At 70.8% G+C, this 15,940-nt stretch carries 16 protein-coding genes; 7 read left to right on the forward strand and 9 right to left on the reverse strand.

Translation table 11 applies throughout. The annotated features are described in order from the left end of the window. The first annotated feature begins 49 nt into the window (after positions 1-49). The 5 genes from P1K31_RS04945 (at position 50) to P1K31_RS04965 (ending at position 3,799) form a co-directional block, all read left to right on the forward strand. Positions 50-1,243, forward strand: a complete 1,194-nt coding sequence (locus P1K31_RS04945) for a PQQ-dependent sugar dehydrogenase (protein WP_276305170.1) — start codon at positions 50-52, stop codon at positions 1,241-1,243. Between the two features lie 76 nt (positions 1,244-1,319). Continuing rightward, the gene (locus P1K31_RS04950; protein ID WP_276305171.1) at positions 1,320-2,165 is read left to right on the forward strand and encodes an NOP5/NOP56 family protein; all 846 of its coding nucleotides are present in this window, start codon (positions 1,320-1,322) and stop codon (positions 2,163-2,165) included. Further along, on the forward strand, positions 2,162-2,791 hold the full coding sequence (locus P1K31_RS04955) for a fibrillarin-like rRNA/tRNA 2'-O-methyltransferase (RefSeq protein ID WP_276305172.1): 630 nt from the start codon (positions 2,162-2,164) through the stop codon (positions 2,789-2,791). Before P1K31_RS04950 ends, P1K31_RS04955 begins: the two co-directional genes overlap by 4 nt. A gap of 36 nt (positions 2,792-2,827) precedes the next feature. Beyond that, positions 2,828-3,283, forward strand: coding sequence for a DUF7992 family protein (locus P1K31_RS04960; protein ID WP_276305173.1), 456 nt, complete (start codon positions 2,828-2,830; stop codon positions 3,281-3,283). Positions 3,284-3,322: 39 nt separating this feature from the next. Further along, complete coding sequence (locus tag P1K31_RS04965; RefSeq protein WP_276305174.1) at positions 3,323-3,799, forward strand: DUF5799 family protein; 477 nt, start codon at positions 3,323-3,325, stop codon at positions 3,797-3,799. On the opposite strand, the gene P1K31_RS04970 is transcribed toward P1K31_RS04965, so the two are convergent. The 8 genes from P1K31_RS04970 to P1K31_RS05005 form a co-directional block, all read right to left on the reverse strand. Further along, complete coding sequence (locus P1K31_RS04970) at positions 3,800-4,780, reverse strand: isocitrate/isopropylmalate dehydrogenase family protein (protein WP_276305175.1); 981 nt, start codon at positions 4,778-4,780, stop codon at positions 3,800-3,802. Beyond that, entirely contained in the window at positions 4,773-5,435 is a 663-nt protein-coding gene (locus P1K31_RS04975) for a 3-isopropylmalate dehydratase small subunit (protein ID WP_276305176.1), read from the reverse strand. The genes P1K31_RS04970 and P1K31_RS04975 overlap by 8 nt, the downstream gene beginning before the upstream one ends. Next, complete coding sequence (gene leuC / locus P1K31_RS04980; protein ID WP_276305177.1) at positions 5,432-6,853, reverse strand: 3-isopropylmalate dehydratase large subunit; 1,422 nt, start codon at positions 6,851-6,853, stop codon at positions 5,432-5,434. The genes P1K31_RS04975 and leuC overlap by 4 nt, the downstream gene beginning before the upstream one ends. Before the next feature lie 34 nt (positions 6,854-6,887). Then, entirely contained in the window at positions 6,888-7,229 is a 342-nt protein-coding gene (locus tag P1K31_RS04985) for a DUF7989 family protein (protein ID WP_276305178.1), read from the reverse strand. A 9-nt stretch (positions 7,230-7,238) separates the two neighbouring features. After that, positions 7,239-8,273 carry a ketol-acid reductoisomerase gene (gene ilvC, locus P1K31_RS04990; RefSeq protein ID WP_276305179.1) on the reverse strand — a complete coding sequence of 345 codons (1,035 nt, stop codon included), beginning with the start codon at positions 8,271-8,273 and terminating at the stop codon, positions 7,239-7,241. Further along, complete coding sequence (gene ilvN / locus P1K31_RS04995; protein ID WP_276305180.1) at positions 8,266-8,898, reverse strand: acetolactate synthase small subunit; 633 nt, start codon at positions 8,896-8,898, stop codon at positions 8,266-8,268. The genes ilvC and ilvN overlap by 8 nt, the downstream gene beginning before the upstream one ends. Then, entirely contained in the window at positions 8,898-10,721 is a 1,824-nt protein-coding gene (gene ilvB / locus P1K31_RS05000) for a biosynthetic-type acetolactate synthase large subunit (RefSeq protein ID WP_276305181.1), read from the reverse strand. Before ilvB ends, ilvN begins: the two co-directional genes overlap by 1 nt. Before the next feature lie 335 nt (positions 10,722-11,056). Continuing rightward, the gene (locus P1K31_RS05005) at positions 11,057-12,301 is read right to left on the reverse strand and encodes a LeuA family protein (protein WP_276305182.1); all 1,245 of its coding nucleotides are present in this window, start codon (positions 12,299-12,301) and stop codon (positions 11,057-11,059) included. Positions 12,302-12,459: 158 nt separating this feature from the next. Here P1K31_RS05005 and ilvD point away from each other — a divergent pair, with 158 nt between their 5' ends. Continuing rightward, positions 12,460-14,196, forward strand: coding sequence for a dihydroxy-acid dehydratase (gene ilvD / locus P1K31_RS05010; RefSeq protein WP_276305183.1), 1,737 nt, complete (start codon positions 12,460-12,462; stop codon positions 14,194-14,196). A 749-nt stretch (positions 14,197-14,945) separates the two neighbouring features. Beyond that, the gene (locus tag P1K31_RS05015; protein ID WP_276305184.1) at positions 14,946-15,239 is read left to right on the forward strand and encodes a DUF5779 family protein; all 294 of its coding nucleotides are present in this window, start codon (positions 14,946-14,948) and stop codon (positions 15,237-15,239) included. A 12-nt stretch (positions 15,240-15,251) separates the two neighbouring features. Here P1K31_RS05015 and P1K31_RS05020 read toward each other — a convergent pair whose 3' ends face one another. Then, positions 15,252-15,935: a VOC family protein gene (locus P1K31_RS05020; RefSeq protein WP_276305185.1), complete on the reverse strand. Its 684-nt coding sequence runs from the start codon at positions 15,933-15,935 to the stop codon at positions 15,252-15,254. Between the last annotated feature and the right edge of the window lie 5 nt (positions 15,936-15,940).

Below are 15,940 nucleotides of genomic sequence, written 5' to 3' on the forward strand. Positions count from 1 at the left end.
ACTATCTTCGTAATTAATTTAATATACTATCGATAATAATGTATTTTCCATGGGTATATCACGCCGACAGTGGCTCAGCGGCGTCGGGAGTCTCTGTACAGTCGGTCTCGTGAGCGGTCGCGCCGGAGCGACTACCCGCCACCGCGACCACGGTTCTCGCGATTCGGGCGTCGAAACGGTCGCTTCGGGTCTCGAGGTCCCGTGGGGTGTGGAGTTCGGTCCCGACGGAACGCTGTATTTCACCGAACGACCGGGGAGAGTCAATCGCCTCCGTCCCGACGGGAGCGTGGACACGCTCGCGGAGTTCCCCGACACGCGGGCGATCGGTGAGGGGGGACTCCTCGGTCTGGCGCTTTCACCCGCGTTTCCCGCCTCCCGGGCGATGTACTTGTACCAGACGTACGAGGACGACGGCATCAAAAACCGGATTATCAGGTGTCACCTGGAGGACGGCAGTCTGCTCCGAGGTGACGTTATTTTCGACGACATTCCCGGCGCGAGCACACACGACGGCGGTCGCCTCGCTTTCGGTCCCGACGGTAAGCTATACGTGACGTGCGGCGATGCACAGGAAAGGACGAAGGCCCAGGATCCGCAGACGCTCCACGGTGCGATCCTTCGGCTCGACCCTGACGGCTCCGTACCCGCGGACAATCCCTTCGGAACCGCCGTCTTCAGCTACGGACACCGGAATCCCGAAGGGCTCGCCTTTCACCCCGAAACAGGGGAGCTATACAGCACGGAGCACGGACCCGACACCGACGACGAGGTAAATCTCATCCAGCAGGGCCACAATTACGGCTGGCCGGAGGTAACCGGGCCGAGCGACGACCCCCGATTCACCGATCCTCTCGTCTCGTACACGCCGACGATCGCACCCGCGAGCGCCGAGTTCTACCGCGGCGCGTTCTACTTCGGAAACCTGGCGGGGAAACACCTCCGCTGTATCACGTTTGCCGACGACCATCGAACGGTGCGAACGGACGAGGCGCTGTTCGCGGACGAGTTCGGTCGGATCCGCAGCGTCGTCGCCCGAGCGGCCAGTCTCTACTTCACGACGAGCAACCGCGACTCGAGGGGATCACCGGCGTCCGACGACGACCGGATTCTCCGATGGACGCCGCGGGCCTGCCGCTGTAACGAGGGGAAACGTTCCTGGCGTCCACCGGTGCGACGCGACACGGACGGGGGTCGTCCCTTCCCCGACGATACTTTGACGCGTTCGCCGCTCTCTGAGAGGTGAACCACGCTCCGCCGACCGAGGGGGCATAGCGAGTCGAAACCGTGAACTGATCTCTCACCCCTTACACGAACGATGCATGAGTGAGGACACTCCGGCGGGAGCGTGCTGGTTCGAGGGGGTGAGTCGTGGGGACCTCGACGGTGCGCGCGAAGCCATCGAAACGGGTTCCGCGGAGTCACCGGCAGACTGGCCCGCGCTGGCGGTCGAGACGGGCTTCGCCGCCGACGAGGACGAGTACTACGCCCTGCTCCGCGAGGCGACCACGGCCGCCGCCCGCGAGGCGGTCCGGGAGCGCGAGAGCGCGGACGACCGCCAGCTCGTCCACGCGGTGCGCGCGATGGACGACGCCGAGCGCGTGGCGAACGAACTCGCCGAGCGCGTCGCGGAGTGGGCGGGCAGCCGCTTCGAGGACGCGGGGACCGGCGTCGAGTACGCCCGCGAGGTGGCCGAGGCGGATCCGGCGGGCCCGACCGACGAGCGCCTCGTCGCGCTCGCGGCGCGGGTCGCCGACCTCGCGGACGAGAGCGAGGCGCTCAGGGGGTACGTCGAGCGGACCGCCCCCGAGGTCGCGCCGAACCTCTCGACGCTGGCCGGACCGGTGCTCGCCGCGCGGCTGATCGCCCTCGCGGGGGGCCTCGGCGCGCTGGCGAAGAAGCCGAGCGGCACCGTGCAGGTGCTGGGCGCGGAGGACGCGCTGTTCGCCCACCTGCGGGGCCGCGGGCCGTCGCCGAAACACGGCGTCATCTACGTCCACGAGTACGTGAAGGGGACCCGCCCGGATCAGCGGGGGTCGGCCGCGCGGGCGCTCGCGGGCAAGCTCTCGATCGCCGCCCGGGTGGACTACTACTCGGGCGACCCGAAGCCCGAACTGGCGGCGGAACTGGACGCGCGCATCGAGCGCATCCGGGGGCGGGAGGCGTGACGCCGTCGCTACCCGCGGGCGTCGAGCGCCGGCCGTTCGACGGTCGGGAGCGCCTCGCGACCCGTGGCGAACCCGTCTACGGCGAGCCGACCGACGGGGGCTGGCGGCTGTGGGACGCCCGCCGCTCGAAGCTCGGCGCGATGCTGGAGAAGGGGATGGACACCGGCCTCGCGGGCGGCGAGACCGTCCTCTACCTCGGCGCGGCCTCCGGGACGACGGCGAGCCACGTCGCCGACTTCGCCGGCCCGACCTACGCGGTCGAGTTCGCCGCCCGCCCCGCCCGCGACCTGCTCTCGGTCGCCGAGTCCCGCCCGAACCTCTTCCCGCTGCTCAAGGACGCGCGGAGGCCCGAGACGTACGCGCACGTCGTCGAGCCGGTGGACGCGATCGTGCAGGACGTCGCCACCCGCGGGCAGGCGCGCGTCGCGACCGCGAACCGGCGGTTCCTCCGCGAGGGGGGCCGCCTGCTCGCCGCCGTGAAGGCGCGCAGCGAGGACGTGACCGCGGACCCCGCCGACGTCTTCGACGCCTTCCTCGACGACCTGGCGGGCTACGAGGTGCTCGGGACCGCCCGCCTCGAACCGTTCCACGACGATCACCTCGCCGTCGTCGCGCGGCGGGTCTGACGCACGCTTTTGCCCTCGGCGTCCCTACGGTGGTCCATGAGTCTCGACGCGGAGGCCCCCGACCCCCCCGAACTCCAGCACGCGCTCGACCCCGACGACTACGCGGACGCGGACGTGATGGGCGACGAGTACCGCCGCGAGGAACTGGAGGCGTTCCTCCGCGACGGCGCGTGGGAGCGGTCGTTCAACGAGTGGCGCGAGCACACCGACGTCGGCGAGACGGAGTGGGGGATCGTCCTCGACCTCGATCTCGTCTCGGAGTTCGACTTCTTCTGGGACGACTTCGCCGGGCGGGTGGGCTATCACGCCCCCGGCCTCCCCGAGGACTGGCGCGAGCGCGACCTCCACCCCGACCTCGACTCCTGGGGCAAGGTGTCGGCCATCAACGCCGGCCTGACCGAACTCGGTCAGGTCGTCTCCGACGTGCTCAAGGAGGAGTACATCGACTGGGAGTCCGAGTTCGAAGCGCCCGACGACCTCCCGGACTTCTAGCGAGCGGGGTTTGATAGCCCGGCGGATCCAACGGCCGGTATGACAGACTGGACCGACCGCATCGTCGGCGCGCGCATGGCGACCGACCGGGCGTTCGAGGAGCGCATCGAGGCCTCCGAGTTCACCCGACAGCAGTGGGGGCTGATCATGACCGCGACCGAGTTCGAGATCGAACACCCCGAGGACCCCGAGCGGGCGCGCCTCGTCGGGAACACCGAGAGCCTCCCCGCCGTCGTCCCCGAACTGGAGCGCATGGCGAACCGGGGACCGATGGGGGCGGGCGGCGCGGGCGCGGGCAGTTCCTCCGGCGGCGGGGGCGGTGGCGGACTGTTCGGCTCCATCAAGAGCGCGCTCGGCCTCGGCGGTGGCGGCGGCGACAGCTTCGACGAGGAGAAGGTGCGGCGGGCGGACGCGCTCGTCGCGGAGTACGCCGAACGCCTGCAGGCGTTCCTGGAGGATCGCGGACGGTGGGACGAGATCAGGGAAGCGGCGAGCGAGGGGGAGAGGGGGGAGTAGTCAGCCCAGCCGTCCGACGATCGCGTCGGTCACGTCCTCGGTAGTCGCACTCCCGCCCAGGTCGGGCGTGCGCGGGCCGTCCTCCAGGACGGCCTCGACCGCCGAGCGGACGCGCGCGCCCTCCTCGTCGTGCCCGAGGTGTTCGAGCAGCATCGCCGCGCTCAGGATCGTCGCCACGGGGTTGGCGATCCCCTCGCCGGCGATGTCCGGCGCGGTGCCGTGGACGGGTTCGAACAGCGCGTTGTCGTCGCCGACGTTGGCGCTCGGGAGGAGGCCGAGCCCGCCGACGAGCCCCGCCGCGAGGTCCGAGAGCACGTCCCCCGCGAGGTTCGGGCAGATCACGACGCCGTACTCCTCCGGGCGGAGGACGAGGTGCATCGCGAGCGCGTCCATCAGCGCCTCCTCGTGGGCCGCGCCGCGCTCGTCGGCGACGGCGCGCACCGCGTCGAGGAACTGCCCGTCGGTGGTGCGCATCACGTTCGCCTTGTGCGCGACGGTGACGTCGTCGCCGCGCGCCTCGGTGTAGTCGAAGCCGAACTCGGCGATGCGCCGGGAGGCCTCCTCGGTGACGACGCGGGTGAGCGTCGTCACGCCCGGCGCGATCTCGCTCTCGATGCCCGCGTAGACGCCCTCGGTGTTCTCGCGGACGAACACGAGGTCCGTCTCGGGTTTGAGCGCGTCCACGCCGGGGTAGGCCCGGGCGGGCCGGACGTTCGCGTACCCCCCCACCGCGGCCCGTAGTGGGAGGATCACGTCCGCGGCGGTCTCCCCGGCCGCGCCGAACAGGGTGGCGTCGGCCCCGCTGACGACCTCGACCGTCCCCTCGGGGAGCGCCTCGCCGGTCTCGTCGCGGACGCGGTCGCCCGCCTCGGCCTCGACGAACTCGATGTCGACGGGGAGCGCCGAGAGCACCTCGACGGCGGCCGGGACGACCTCCCGCCCGATCCCGTCGCCGGGGACGACGGCGATCCGGTCAGTCATCGACGTACGGGAGCGAGGCTGCCGTGGCCTCGATCCCCTCCTCGTTCGCGGCCATGAGGGCCGTGGTGTCCCACTTCCCCTCGACCAGCGCGGTGCGTTGGGTCTCGTCGACGGACGCTTCGACCGTCACGTCGTCGTAGCTGACGCGCTCTGCGGCCACGTCCACGGCGACCGGTTCGTCGGGGTGCGCGTCGACGAAGTCCTGGAGGGCCTCGATCGCCCCCGCGTCGGCGGTGACGGTCGGGATGCCGAGCGCGAGGCAGTTGCCCGCGAAGATCTCGGCGAAGCTCTCGCCCACCACCGCGTCGATCCCCCAGCGCATGAGCGCCTGTGGGGCGTGCTCGCGCGAGGAGCCGCAGCCGAAGTTGCTGTTCACGACGAGCACCGAGGCGTCCCGAAAGCGCGCCTCGTTGAACGGGTGGTCCTTCGGCTCGTCGTCCACTTCGACGGCTTCGCCGTCTCCGTCTCGCGGCTCCGGAGGAGCCGCGCTGTCGTACCGCTGGTCGAAGAACGCGAACTCGCCGATGCCGTCGAAGGTGACGACCTTCAGGAAGCGCGCCGGGATGATCTGGTCCGTGTCGATGTCGTCGCCGCGGACCGGGACGCCCGTCCCCTCGACGCGGCGGACGGGCTCCGCGCCCTCACCCTGACTCATGCGACGGCCACCTCCGGCAGCTCCCGTACGTCCGTCACCTCGCCGGTCACGGCGGCGGCGGCGACCATCGCCGGACTCATGAGGATCGTCCGACCCTCGGGGCTGCCCTGCCGGCCGACGAAGTTGCGGTTCGAGGAGGAGGCACAGACCTCGTCGCCCACCAGCTGGTCCTCGTTCATCCCGAGGCACATCGAGCAGCCCGCGGCCCGCCAGTCGAAGCCCGCCTCGCGGAACACGTCGTCCAGCCCCTCGGCCTCGGCGGCGGCCTTCACCCGCTGGCTACCGGGGACGACCATCGCCCGCACGTCGGGGTGGACCTCGCGCCCGCGGACGACGCGCGCGGCGTCGCGCAGGTCGGAGAGCCGGGCGTTGGTGCAGGAGCCGAGGAAGGCGACGTCCACTGGGTAGCCCTCCATCGTCTCGCCGGGCGTGACGCGCATGTGCTCCTGGGCGCGCGCCGCCACCTCCCGCTTCCCGTCCGGGAGGTCCTCGGGATCGGGGATCGGATCGGAGATGCCGACGCCCTGGCCGGGCGTGGTTCCCCAGGTGACCATCGGCTCCAGGGCGGAGCCGTCGAGTTCGTACACGTCGTCGTACTCGGCGTCCGCGTCGGAGCGAATCGACTCCCAGTACTCGCGCAGTCGGTCGAACCGCTCCGGGTCGTCCCGGAAGGCGTCGGTCTCGCGCAGCCACTCGTAGGTCGTCCCGTCGGGGTTGACGTAACCCGTGCGCGCGCCGGCCTCGACGGACATGTTGCAGATGCTCATCCGGCCCTCCATCGACAGCGACTCGACGGCCTCGCCCGCGTACTCGTAGACGTAGCCGACGCCGCCGTCGGTGCCGAGGTCGCGGATGAGCGCGAGGATCACGTCCTTGGCCGTGACGCCCTCGCCGAGTTCGCCGGTGACCTCGATCCGGCGCACCTGCTTCTTCTCCAGCGCGATGCACTGCGTGGCGAGCACGTCGCGGATCTGACTCGTCCCGATGCCGAACGCGAGCGCGCCGAACGCGCCGTGCGTGCAGGTGTGGGAGTCCCCGCAGACGATAGTCATCCCGGGCTGGGTGAGCCCCTGCTCCGGACCGATGACGTGGACGATGCCCTGCCGGCCCGTCGTCGGGTCGTCGAAGTCGATGGCGCTGTCGGCGACGTTCGACTCCAGCGCCGACATCATCTCCTCGGCGGCCTCGTCGGCGTAGGGCCGGGACTGGTCCGCCGTCGGGACGATGTGATCCACCGTCGCGTGCGTGCGGTCCGGGCGGGCGACCTCCAGGCCGCGCTCCTCGAGCATGCCGAACGCCTGCGGGCTGGTCACCTCGTGGACGAGGTGGAGGCCGACGAACAGCTGATCCTGCCCGCTCGGCAGCGTGCCCACGCGGTGACGGTCCCACACCTTGTCGTAGAGCGTTCCCCGACTCATCGTCGTACTCCTACGGGCCGTACGCTATTCACGTTCACGCGGACTCCCCGCGGCCCTCGCCGCTCGCGCCGCTCTCTCGGGGCTCCTGGGCCTCCTCGCCGCGCTCGTGGACGCGGTTCACCCCCTCGCCGTGCGGCGGCTCGTGGTCGACGTCACCCAGCGTCGGGTCGTCCCCGGCGGGCTCGCGCGCCGGGTCGCGCCCGCCGTCGGCGGCGACGAACGGGCCGCGCTCGTAGACGACGCTGTCGCCGAACGCCTCGTCGGTGTAGGGGTTCGTGTGGCTCAGCTCGCCGAGCGTCCGTCGGTAGGTCGGCGACCCGGTTCGTCGGTCCGCGTCGGTCGTGTCGGTCGTGTCGGTTGCTGGTTCGCGTGTCATCGTCTGGTCTCAGTCGTCCGCCGGCGGTTTCGGCGTCCGGTCCGCCTCCTCCTCCGCCCACGCGAACAGCGAGCGCAGCTGCGCGCCGACCTCCTCGATGTCGTGCTCCATCTCGGCCTGTCGACGCTGGGTGTAGCTCGGGCGGCCCGCCTGGTTCTCCGCGATCCACTCGCGGGCGAACTCGCCGTTCTGGACCCCCTCGAGTATCCCCTGCATGTTCTCGCGCACGTGGTCGTCGACGATCTCCTCGCCGCGGGTGAGCCCGCCGTACTCGGCGGTGTCGGAGACGGAGTTCCACATCTCTGCCAGCCCGCCCTCGTAGAACAGATCCACGATGAGCTTCATCTCGTTCAGGCACTCGAAGTAGGCCATCTCGGGGCTGTAGCCCGCCTCGACGAGCGTCTCGTAGCCGCCCTTGATCAGGGCCGTGATGCCGCCACAGAGCACCGCCTGCTCGCCGAAGAGGTCCGTCTCGGTCTCCTCCCGGAAGCTCGTCTCGATGACGCCCGCCCGGGTGCAGCCGATCGCCTGCGCGTAGGCGAGCGCCTCCTGCCTCGCCTCGCCGGTGGCGTCGCGGTAGATCGCGAGCAGGCCGGGGGTGCCCTCGCCGGCCTCGAAGTTGCGCCGGACGAGGTGACCCGGCGACTTCGGCGCGATCATCGTCACGTCCACGTCCTCGGGCGGGCGGATCTGGTTGTAGTGGACGTTGAACCCGTGGGCGAACATCAGCGTGTTCCCCGCCTCCAGTTCGTCGGCTATGTCCTCGAACACCGCCGGCTGGACGGTGTCGGGGACGAGCATCACGACCACGTCCGCGTCGGCGGCCGCCTCCCTCGGGGTGGCTACCCGGAGGCCGTCCTCGCGGGCCGCGTCGCGCGAAGAGGAGCCCTCGTGCAGGCCGACCACCACGTCGACCCCGCTGTCCGCGAGGTTGAGCGCGTGGGCGTGGCCCTGGCTGCCGTAGCCGAGGACGGCTACGGTCTTGTCGGTGATGTAGTCGGACTGTGCGTCGTCGTCGTAGTAGATGGTCGCGTTGTCACTCATTGGTCTGCGTCTGCGTTCGCATGCGTTCGTAGCGCTCCTCCTCGGCGTCGGTCGTCCACTCGTCGCCGCGCGCCAGCGCGGTCTGTCCCGTCCGGGCGAGCTCGCGGATGCCGAACTGTCGGAAGGCGTCGATCGCGTCGTCGATCTTCTGCTCGTCGCCGGTTATCTCGACGGTGATGGTGCGCGGGCCGGCGTCGAGCGTCCGGCCGTCGTACATCTGGGTTATCGCGTTGACCTTGTCGGGCTCGTCGCCGTGGACCTTCAACACGACGAGTTCGCGCCGGACGGCGTCGCCTCCGAGTTCGCGGACCGAGATGACGGGCTGGAGCTTCAGGAGCTGCTTCTCCACCTGCCGGACGCCGGGCTCCGGCTCCTCGATGACCAGCGTGATGCGCGCCGTCTCGGGGTTGGTCGTCGACCCGACGGTCAGCGACTCGATGTTGAACTGCCGCCGACTGACGAGTCCGGAGACCTTCGCCAGCACGCCGGGTTCGTGGTAGACGAGCGCCGAGATGGCGGTCCGCCGCGGTTCGTGGGTCGCCTCCGCGTGCGGGTCGACGCGGATGCCCTGCGCCGAGCGCCGACCCGCCGGACGGGGACGCTCCTCGGGGGCCGGTCCCCGCATCACAGGTGGTCCTCCGAGAGGGCGAACTGGTCGTTCGCGCCGCCGCTGGGAACCATCGGGTAGACGTTCTCGGCGGGATCGATGTGGGCGTCCACGACCGACGGCCCGTCGTAGGCGAGCGCCGCCTCCAGCGTGTCGGCGACGTCGTCGTACGAGTCGAGGGTGAACCCGCGCGCGCCGAACGCCTCCGCGAGGGTGGCGAAGTCGGGCATCCACGGGTACTCGGAGGCCATCCGGCGGCCGCCGAAGAAGGCGTCCTGCCACTGGCGGACCATCCCGATCGCCTCGTTGTTCAGCACGACGACCGTGACGTCCAGGTTCTCGCGCACCGCGACCGAGAGCTCCTGGATCGTCATCAGGAACGAGCCGTCGCCGTCGAAGCAGACGACCTCCCGGTCCGGCGCGGCGATCTTCGCGCCGATTGCGGCCGGCAGGCCGTAGCCCATCGTGCCGAGCCCGTGGGAGGAGACGTAGGTCCGCGGCTCGGTGTAGGTCCAGAACTGCGCCGCCCACATCTGGTGCTGCCCGACGCCCGTCGTGACGATCGCGTCGTCCGACGTGATCGCGTCGAGCGCCTCGACGACGAACTGCGGCTTGAGCGGCTCGTCGTCCGGCGTGTCGTAGGTCAACGGGTACTCCTCCCTCCACGTCGCGCACTGCTCGCGCCACGCGCCCCAGCGGTCGCCGGCCCGCACCGTCTCGGCGGCGGGTCCGTTCGACATCGCGTCGTACAGCTGCTCGAGCACCGTCCCCGCGTCGCCCACCAGCGGGTAGTCCGCGTGGACGTTCTTCGAGATCTCGGCGGGGTCGATGTCGACGTGGACGACCTCGGCGTCCGGCGCGAACGTCTCGATGCCGCCCGTGAGGCGGTCGTCGAAGCGCGTGCCGACGGCGAGCAGGCAGTCAGTGTGGCTGATCGCCATGTTGGCGTAGCCGGTGCCGTGCATCCCGGCCCACGACAGCGACAGCTCGTGGTCCTCCGGGAAGGTGCCGATGCCGGGCATCGTCGTCACGACCGGGATCTCGAACGCGGTGGCGAACCGCCGCAGCTGCTCGCTCGCCTCGCCCTTCGTGACGCCGCCGCCGGACAGGATCAGCGGCTTCTCCGCGCGGGCGATCGCGCGGGCAGCCGCCTCGACCGCCTCGGAGTCGGCGGCGGGGACCGGCGGCTCCTCCGGCGGCTCCGTCTGGCGGGCCTCGGTCTCCGCCGTCGTGACGTCCTTCGGCAGGTCGACCAGCGTCGGGCCGGGGCGGCCCTCGCCGGCGAGCGCGAACGCCCCGGAGACGAGGTCGCCGACCGCGTCGGCGTCGTCCGCGAAGTAGTTCGCCTTCGTGATGGGCCGGGTCACGCCCACCGTGTCGGTCTCCTGGAAGGCGTCGTTGCCGACGAAGTCCGTCGGCACCTGCCCCGTGAGCGCGACGAGCGGATCCGAGTCCATGTCGGCGTCCGCGATACCCGTCACGAGGTTGGTCGCGCCGGGGCCGGACGTGGCGAAGCAGACGCCGGGCTCGCCCGTCACCTGCCCGTAGGCGTCCGCGGCGTGCGCCGCGCCCTGCTCGTGGGCCATCGTCACGTGGGCGATGTCCGAGTGGTACAGGGCGTCGTAGACGGGCATGATGGCCCCGCCCTGCACGCCGAAGACGTGCTCGACGCCGGCGCTCTCGAGCGCGGCGACGACTGCCGTCGCGCCGGTCGTCCGCTCCGCTGTCGACGACCGATCCGACGATTCGGCCTCGGCCGCCGCGTCGGCTCGTTCTCGTTCGCCCTCCTCCTCGGACGTCGGCGGAGCCGCCGCCTGCGCCCGTGAGCCTGGTTCACTCATGCTGTTCCTCCGCGTCGTGTTCTTCGTGGTGGTGTGCTCGCGTCCATCGATGACCGTGCGTCGCTGCTCGAAGTCGGTACGGCAAGTAGCGTCGGGGGATGGATGGTGTAGGGGCTAGGCGGCCCCTACAATTATCGCGAGAATCGAGTCGAACGCGCCGCTCGCGACCGGGGCGTGTGAACCCCCGCGAACGCCGCGTGTCATTAGCGGGCGTGGGGACTCCACCGACATAAACCTTCCTCGGTCGGCAATACTGTCGCCGCGGCCGGATCCGCCGCCGTCCCGCCCGGCGCGGCCGCTGCGCTCGGCGGTGGCGGATCGATTGGCGGACCATCCTACCGGGGGCCCTCCGTGACGCGCTCGGGCTGGCGGACGCCGATCTCGCTCGCGAAGCGCTCGAACGTCTCGTCGGTGACGCGCTCCTTGGCCGCGCCGTGGTCCTTGACGCGCCGGGTGACCGCGCGCACCTCGTCGTCGGTCGGCTCGTAGCCGGCCTCGACCAGGCGCTCGCGTACCGAGTGGGTGCCGGTGTGCTTGCCCATCACCAGCTCGCGCGTCGCACCGACCATCTCGGGTGTCATCACGCCCGGCTCGAACGTCGCCGAGTTCTCGATGACGCCCGCGGCGTGGATGCCCGACTCGTGGGCGAAGGCGTTCCCCCCCACGATCGGCTTGTTCGCCGGCACCGGCATTGCGCTCCTCTCCTCGACGAGGTCCGCCAGCGCGCGGATACCGGTGGTGTCGATCCCCGTGTCGACGCCGTAGAGGCTCTCGAGGGACATCACCACCTCCTCGTAGGCGGCGTTGCCGGCGCGCTCGCCGATGCCGTTGACGCTCACCTGCGCGCTCGCGGCCCCGGCCTCCATGCCGGCGATGGCGTTGGCCGTCGCCAGCCCGAAGTCGTCGTGGGTGTGGACGTCGATCTTCGCGTCCGTGTGCGACCGGATCGTCGCGATGAGTCTGGCGAAGCGGGTCGGCGTGGCGACCCCGCACGTGTCGGGGACGTTGATCCAGTCCACGCCCGCGTCGGTGACCGCCTCGACCACCTCGATCAGGAAGTCGGTGTCCGTGCGCGTGGCGTCCATCGGCGAGTACATCACCTCGATGCCCGCCTCGCGGACGCGCTCGATCGACGCGATCGAGCGCTCGACGACCTCCTCGCGCGTGGCGTGCATGGAGTCCTCGAGTTGTACGTCGCTCGTGCTCGCGAAGACGTGCACCATGTCGACGTCCGCGTCGATGGCCGCCTCGACGTCCTTGTCGACCACGCGCGCCAGCCCGCAGACGGTCGCCGTCGCGTCGGCGGCGATGTCGCGGACCGCGGCGAACTCCGCGTCGGAGTTCACCGGGAACCCGGCCTCGATGACGTGGGTCCCCATGGCGTCCAGCCGTGCGGCGATCTCCCGCTTGTCGTCGTAGGAGAACGATGTCCGCGGCGACTGCTCACCGTCGCGCAGCGTCGTGTCGAAAATCTGTGCAGTGCTGATCTCGTCGAAGTTACTCAGCGTGCCCTGGAAGAACTCGACCCGCCGGGGTATCCGACGTGCCCTCCGTAGTCTGGGACATTGTACTTCGTCCATGAGTCGGGGGTACATTAAGCTTGTCCCAAGGGGCCATATTCGCACGCTCCGTCTGGCGGTAGCACGGCCGCCGTCGCCGCCACCGCCGCGGCGCTCGGGCTTCCAGCAAATCCTGACAGAGGGTGGGCGTTTATGCCCTCGCGGCCGTTCCGGGTGGTATGAGCCAGCAGCAATCGCGCCGGGAGCCGAAACCGGCGAAGTCGGCGGACCTGCGGAGCCGCGAAGTCACCGAGGGGCCGGAGCGCGCGCCCCACCGCGCGATGTTCCGCGCGATGGGCTTCGACGACGAGGACCTCGCCTCCCCGATGGTGGGCGTCGCCAACCCCGCGGCGGACATCACCCCCTGCAACGTCCACCTCGACGACGTGGCGGCGGCCGCGATCGAGGGCGTGGACGAGGCCGGCGGCATGCCCATCGAGTTCGGCACGATCACCATCTCCGACGCCATCTCGATGGGCACCGAGGGGATGAAGGCGAGCCTCATCTCCCGCGAGGTGATCGCCGACAGCGTCGAACTCGTCGCCTTCGGCGAGCGCATGGACGCGCTCGTCACCGTCGCGGGGTGCGACAAGAACCTTCCCGGGATGATGATGGCCGCCATCCGAACCGACCTGCCCTCCGTGTTCCTCTACGGCGGGTCCATCCTCCCCGGCGAGCACGAGGGGCGCGAGGTCACCGTCCAGAACGTCTTCGAGGGCGTCGGCGCGTACGCGCAGGGCGACATGACCGAGGACGAACTGGACGACCTCGAACGCCACGCCTGTCCGGGGGCGGGCTCCTGCGGCGGGATGTTCACCGCCAACACGATGGCGTCCATCAGCGAGGCGCTCGGCCTCGCCCCGCTCGGCAGCGCCTCCCCGCCCGCGGAGGGCGAGGGGCGCTACGAGGTCGCCCGGCGCGCCGGCGAACTCGCCCTCGACTGCGTCGAGAGCGACCGCAGACCCTCCGAGATCCTCTCGCGGGAGTCCTTCGAGAACGCCATCGCGCTCCAGGTGGCGATGGGCGGCTCGACCAACGCCGTGCTCCACTTGCTCGCGCTCGCCGCGGAGGCGGACATCGACCTCTCGATCGACGACTTCGACGAGATCTCGAGGCGGACGCCGAAGATCGCGAACCTCCAGCCCGGCGGCACGCGGGTCATGCAGGACCTCCACGAGGCCGGCGGCGTCCCGGTCGTGATCCGCCGCTTGCTGGACGCGGGGCTGTTCCACGGCGACGCGATGACCGTCACCGGGCGGACGATCGCGGCCGAGTTAGAGGAACTCGATCTCCCCGACGACGACGGTATCGAGGCGGACTTCCTCCGACCCGTCTCCGACCCCTTCAGCGACGAGGGCGCGATCAAGATCCTGAAGGGCAACCTCGCACCCGACGGCGCGGTGCTGAAGGTCACCCAGAAGGACGCGGACCGCCACGAGGGGCCGGCGCGCGTCTTCGAGAACGAGGAGGAGGCCATGCGCTACGTCCAGGAGGGGAGCGTCGAGAGCGGCGACGTGCTCGTCATCCGCAACGAGGGCCCCCGCGGCGGCCCCGGCATGCGCGAGATGCTCGGCGTCACCGCCGCCGTCGTCGGGCAGGGCCACGAGGACGACGTCGCGCTCATCACCGACGGCCGGTTCTCCGGCGCGACCCGCGGCCCCATGATCGGCCACGCCGCGCCCGAGGCGTTCGTCGGCGGGCCGCTCGCCGCGGTCGAGAACGGCGACACGATCCGCGTCGACGTTCCCGAGCGCACCCTGGAGGTGGACCTCACGGACGAGGAACTCGACGCGCGCCTCGACGACCGGGAGCAGCCGGAACCGCCCTACACCTCCGGCGTCCTGGCGAAGTACGGCCGGGACTTCGACTCCGCGGCCAACGGCGCGGTGACGAACCCGGGCGTGAAGCGGGAGTAGTGCGGCCGCTGCCGGGAGGTTCCGTCGTCCGCGCGACCGAGCGGAGCGAGGCCGCACCCGCCGACCGACCGCAAAGAGGGAGCGGGGGTTCAGTGGAGATGTTGCTGGGCTCCGCGCGCTTCGCTGGCAAAACGTCCTTGCGAACGGGAGATGCGTCGGGGCGTTGGCGGTCGCGCACCCGCGAGTGAGCGCCACGGGCGCGAACGAGCGGACCGACGTTCACGAGGGTGGAACGCTCGTGAGCCAACCGGAACGCGCCGCGTTCCGGTGACGAACCCCCGAGCGAAGCGAGGGGGTGAGGAGGACTTTGCTCCAGCTTTTGCCAGCGACGCGGCTTCGCCGCCGAGTGCAGCAAAAGGTTGGCGTACAGGCGACGCCGCGGGCGGGATCTGGTTCGCGGGGCGTGGCGTCGCACGACCGCAGAGCGCCCCGCGACGACTCTCACGTCACACGGACGCTGGTCCCGTTCTCTGATATAAATATGTGGGCCGGCAGGCCGGGGGCACCACCGCCGACACCAGCGCGGCACCCGCGAGTGGCGCGGGACTCGAAGAGTCCCGCGGACAACGCGAACGGTCGGCAGCGCCGGCCGTGAGCGAAGCGCCGAGCGAGCGGATCGAGAACCCCCGAGGGAGCGCAGCGACTGAAGGAGTGAGGAGAGTTTTAGTCCAGGTTTTGCCAGGGAGCGGCCTTCGGCCGCTCTCGCGGCAAAAAGTGGGTTTTTATCGTGAGCGCGCAGAGGGAGGAGTATGAGTGACTTCGAACTCGACCTGCGGACGGTCGAGCGCGAGATCGACGACGCGACGGACGCGAGCGGTCGCGTCGTCCTCGGCGTCCTCGACGGGACGACCGCGCCGACCGAGTGGGCCCGCCTCGTCCGGGAGGGTGCGGTGCTCGTCCTGGCCGTGGAGGGGGACCTGAACGAACTCGCGTCGGGGTTCGCCCGCGACGTGCGCGACGAGGGCGGCCAGCTCGTCCACTTCCGGCGCTTCCTCGTCGTCACGCCCGAGGGCGTGAGCATCGACACCGACCGGCTGGGCTGATCGCCCGGCGCGTCACGGGACGAGCGTCACGTAGTGGCCGTCGGGGTCGCGCACGCGCACGCCCTCCGCGAGGGGTTCGACGTCGCAGGCCTGTCCGCCGACGCGCTCGGCCGCGGCCGTCGGATCCTCGGCCTCGATCCCGACGTCCGCGTGGACGCCGCCGCGCGCGTCGGCGAGCCCGAGGTGCGGTTCCCACAGTTCGAGGTCGAACGCGCCGGTCGTGAGGCGGACCCGCCGACGTTCTGCGCCCCTGTTCGTCACGTCCAGGCCGAGGGTCGTGTAGAACGCCTCCGCCCGGTCGAGGTCCTCGACCTCGAGGACGACCTCGAAGATCCCCGCGATGTCCCGGTCGCCCTCGCCGCGCTGGCCGATCTCGACGCAATTGCCCTCCAGGTCGTAGAAGTAGAGCGAGCGGGCGCTCCCGAAGCGGTGTTCGGTGAGGTCGAACCGCCTCGAGAGGCGCTCCCACCAGTCGTCGTAGCGGTCGGGCGGCGTCGCGAACGCGTAGTGGACGTGGAGCCCGCCGCGGGGGACGCCCGAGGGGCGGCGGAGCACGAGGTCGGTCCCGCCCGCGTCGAAGACGAGTTCCGCCTCGCGCTGCTCGGCGAGCGGGAGGTCGAGGTGTCGCTCGTAGAACTCGCCCGCGGGGTCGAGGTACTTCACCTCGAGGGCGAGCCAGCGAAGGGACGAGAGCATACCCT

Origin of the sequence: Halomarina halobia, from assembly GCF_029338575.1 — an archaeon.
GTDB classification, from domain to species: domain Archaea; phylum Halobacteriota; class Halobacteria; order Halobacteriales; family Haloarculaceae; genus Halomarina; species Halomarina halobia.

Excerpts from the sequence above, each read along its gene's own strand:
- P1K31_RS04945 (WP_276305170.1), top strand. The coding sequence starts at position 50 with ATGGGTATATCACGCCGACAGTGGCTCAGCGGCGTCGGGAGTCTCTGT.
- P1K31_RS04950 (WP_276305171.1), top strand. The coding sequence starts at position 1,320 with ATGAGTGAGGACACTCCGGCGGGAGCGTGCTGGTTCGAGGGGGTGAGT.
- P1K31_RS04960 (WP_276305173.1), top strand. The coding sequence starts at position 2,828 with ATGAGTCTCGACGCGGAGGCCCCCGACCCCCCCGAACTCCAGCACGCG.
- P1K31_RS04965 (WP_276305174.1), top strand. The coding sequence starts at position 3,323 with ATGACAGACTGGACCGACCGCATCGTCGGCGCGCGCATGGCGACCGAC.
- P1K31_RS04970 (WP_276305175.1), bottom strand. The coding sequence starts at position 4,780 with ATGACTGACCGGATCGCCGTCGTCCCCGGCGACGGGATCGGGCGGGAG.
- P1K31_RS04975 (WP_276305176.1), bottom strand. The coding sequence starts at position 5,435 with ATGAGTCAGGGTGAGGGCGCGGAGCCCGTCCGCCGCGTCGAGGGGACG.
- leuC (WP_276305177.1), bottom strand. The coding sequence starts at position 6,853 with ATGAGTCGGGGAACGCTCTACGACAAGGTGTGGGACCGTCACCGCGTG.
- P1K31_RS04985 (WP_276305178.1), bottom strand. The coding sequence starts at position 7,229 with ATGACACGCGAACCAGCAACCGACACGACCGACACGACCGACGCGGAC.
- ilvC (WP_276305179.1), bottom strand. The coding sequence starts at position 8,273 with ATGAGTGACAACGCGACCATCTACTACGACGACGACGCACAGTCCGAC.
- ilvN (WP_276305180.1), bottom strand. The coding sequence starts at position 8,898 with ATGCGGGGACCGGCCCCCGAGGAGCGTCCCCGTCCGGCGGGTCGGCGC.
- ilvB (WP_276305181.1), bottom strand. The coding sequence starts at position 10,721 with ATGAGTGAACCAGGCTCACGGGCGCAGGCGGCGGCTCCGCCGACGTCC.
- P1K31_RS05005 (WP_276305182.1), bottom strand. The coding sequence starts at position 12,301 with ATGGACGAAGTACAATGTCCCAGACTACGGAGGGCACGTCGGATACCC.
- ilvD (WP_276305183.1), top strand. The coding sequence starts at position 12,460 with ATGAGCCAGCAGCAATCGCGCCGGGAGCCGAAACCGGCGAAGTCGGCG.
- P1K31_RS05015 (WP_276305184.1), top strand. The coding sequence starts at position 14,946 with ATGAGTGACTTCGAACTCGACCTGCGGACGGTCGAGCGCGAGATCGAC.
- P1K31_RS05020 (WP_276305185.1), bottom strand. The coding sequence starts at position 15,935 with ATGCTCTCGTCCCTTCGCTGGCTCGCCCTCGAGGTGAAGTACCTCGAC.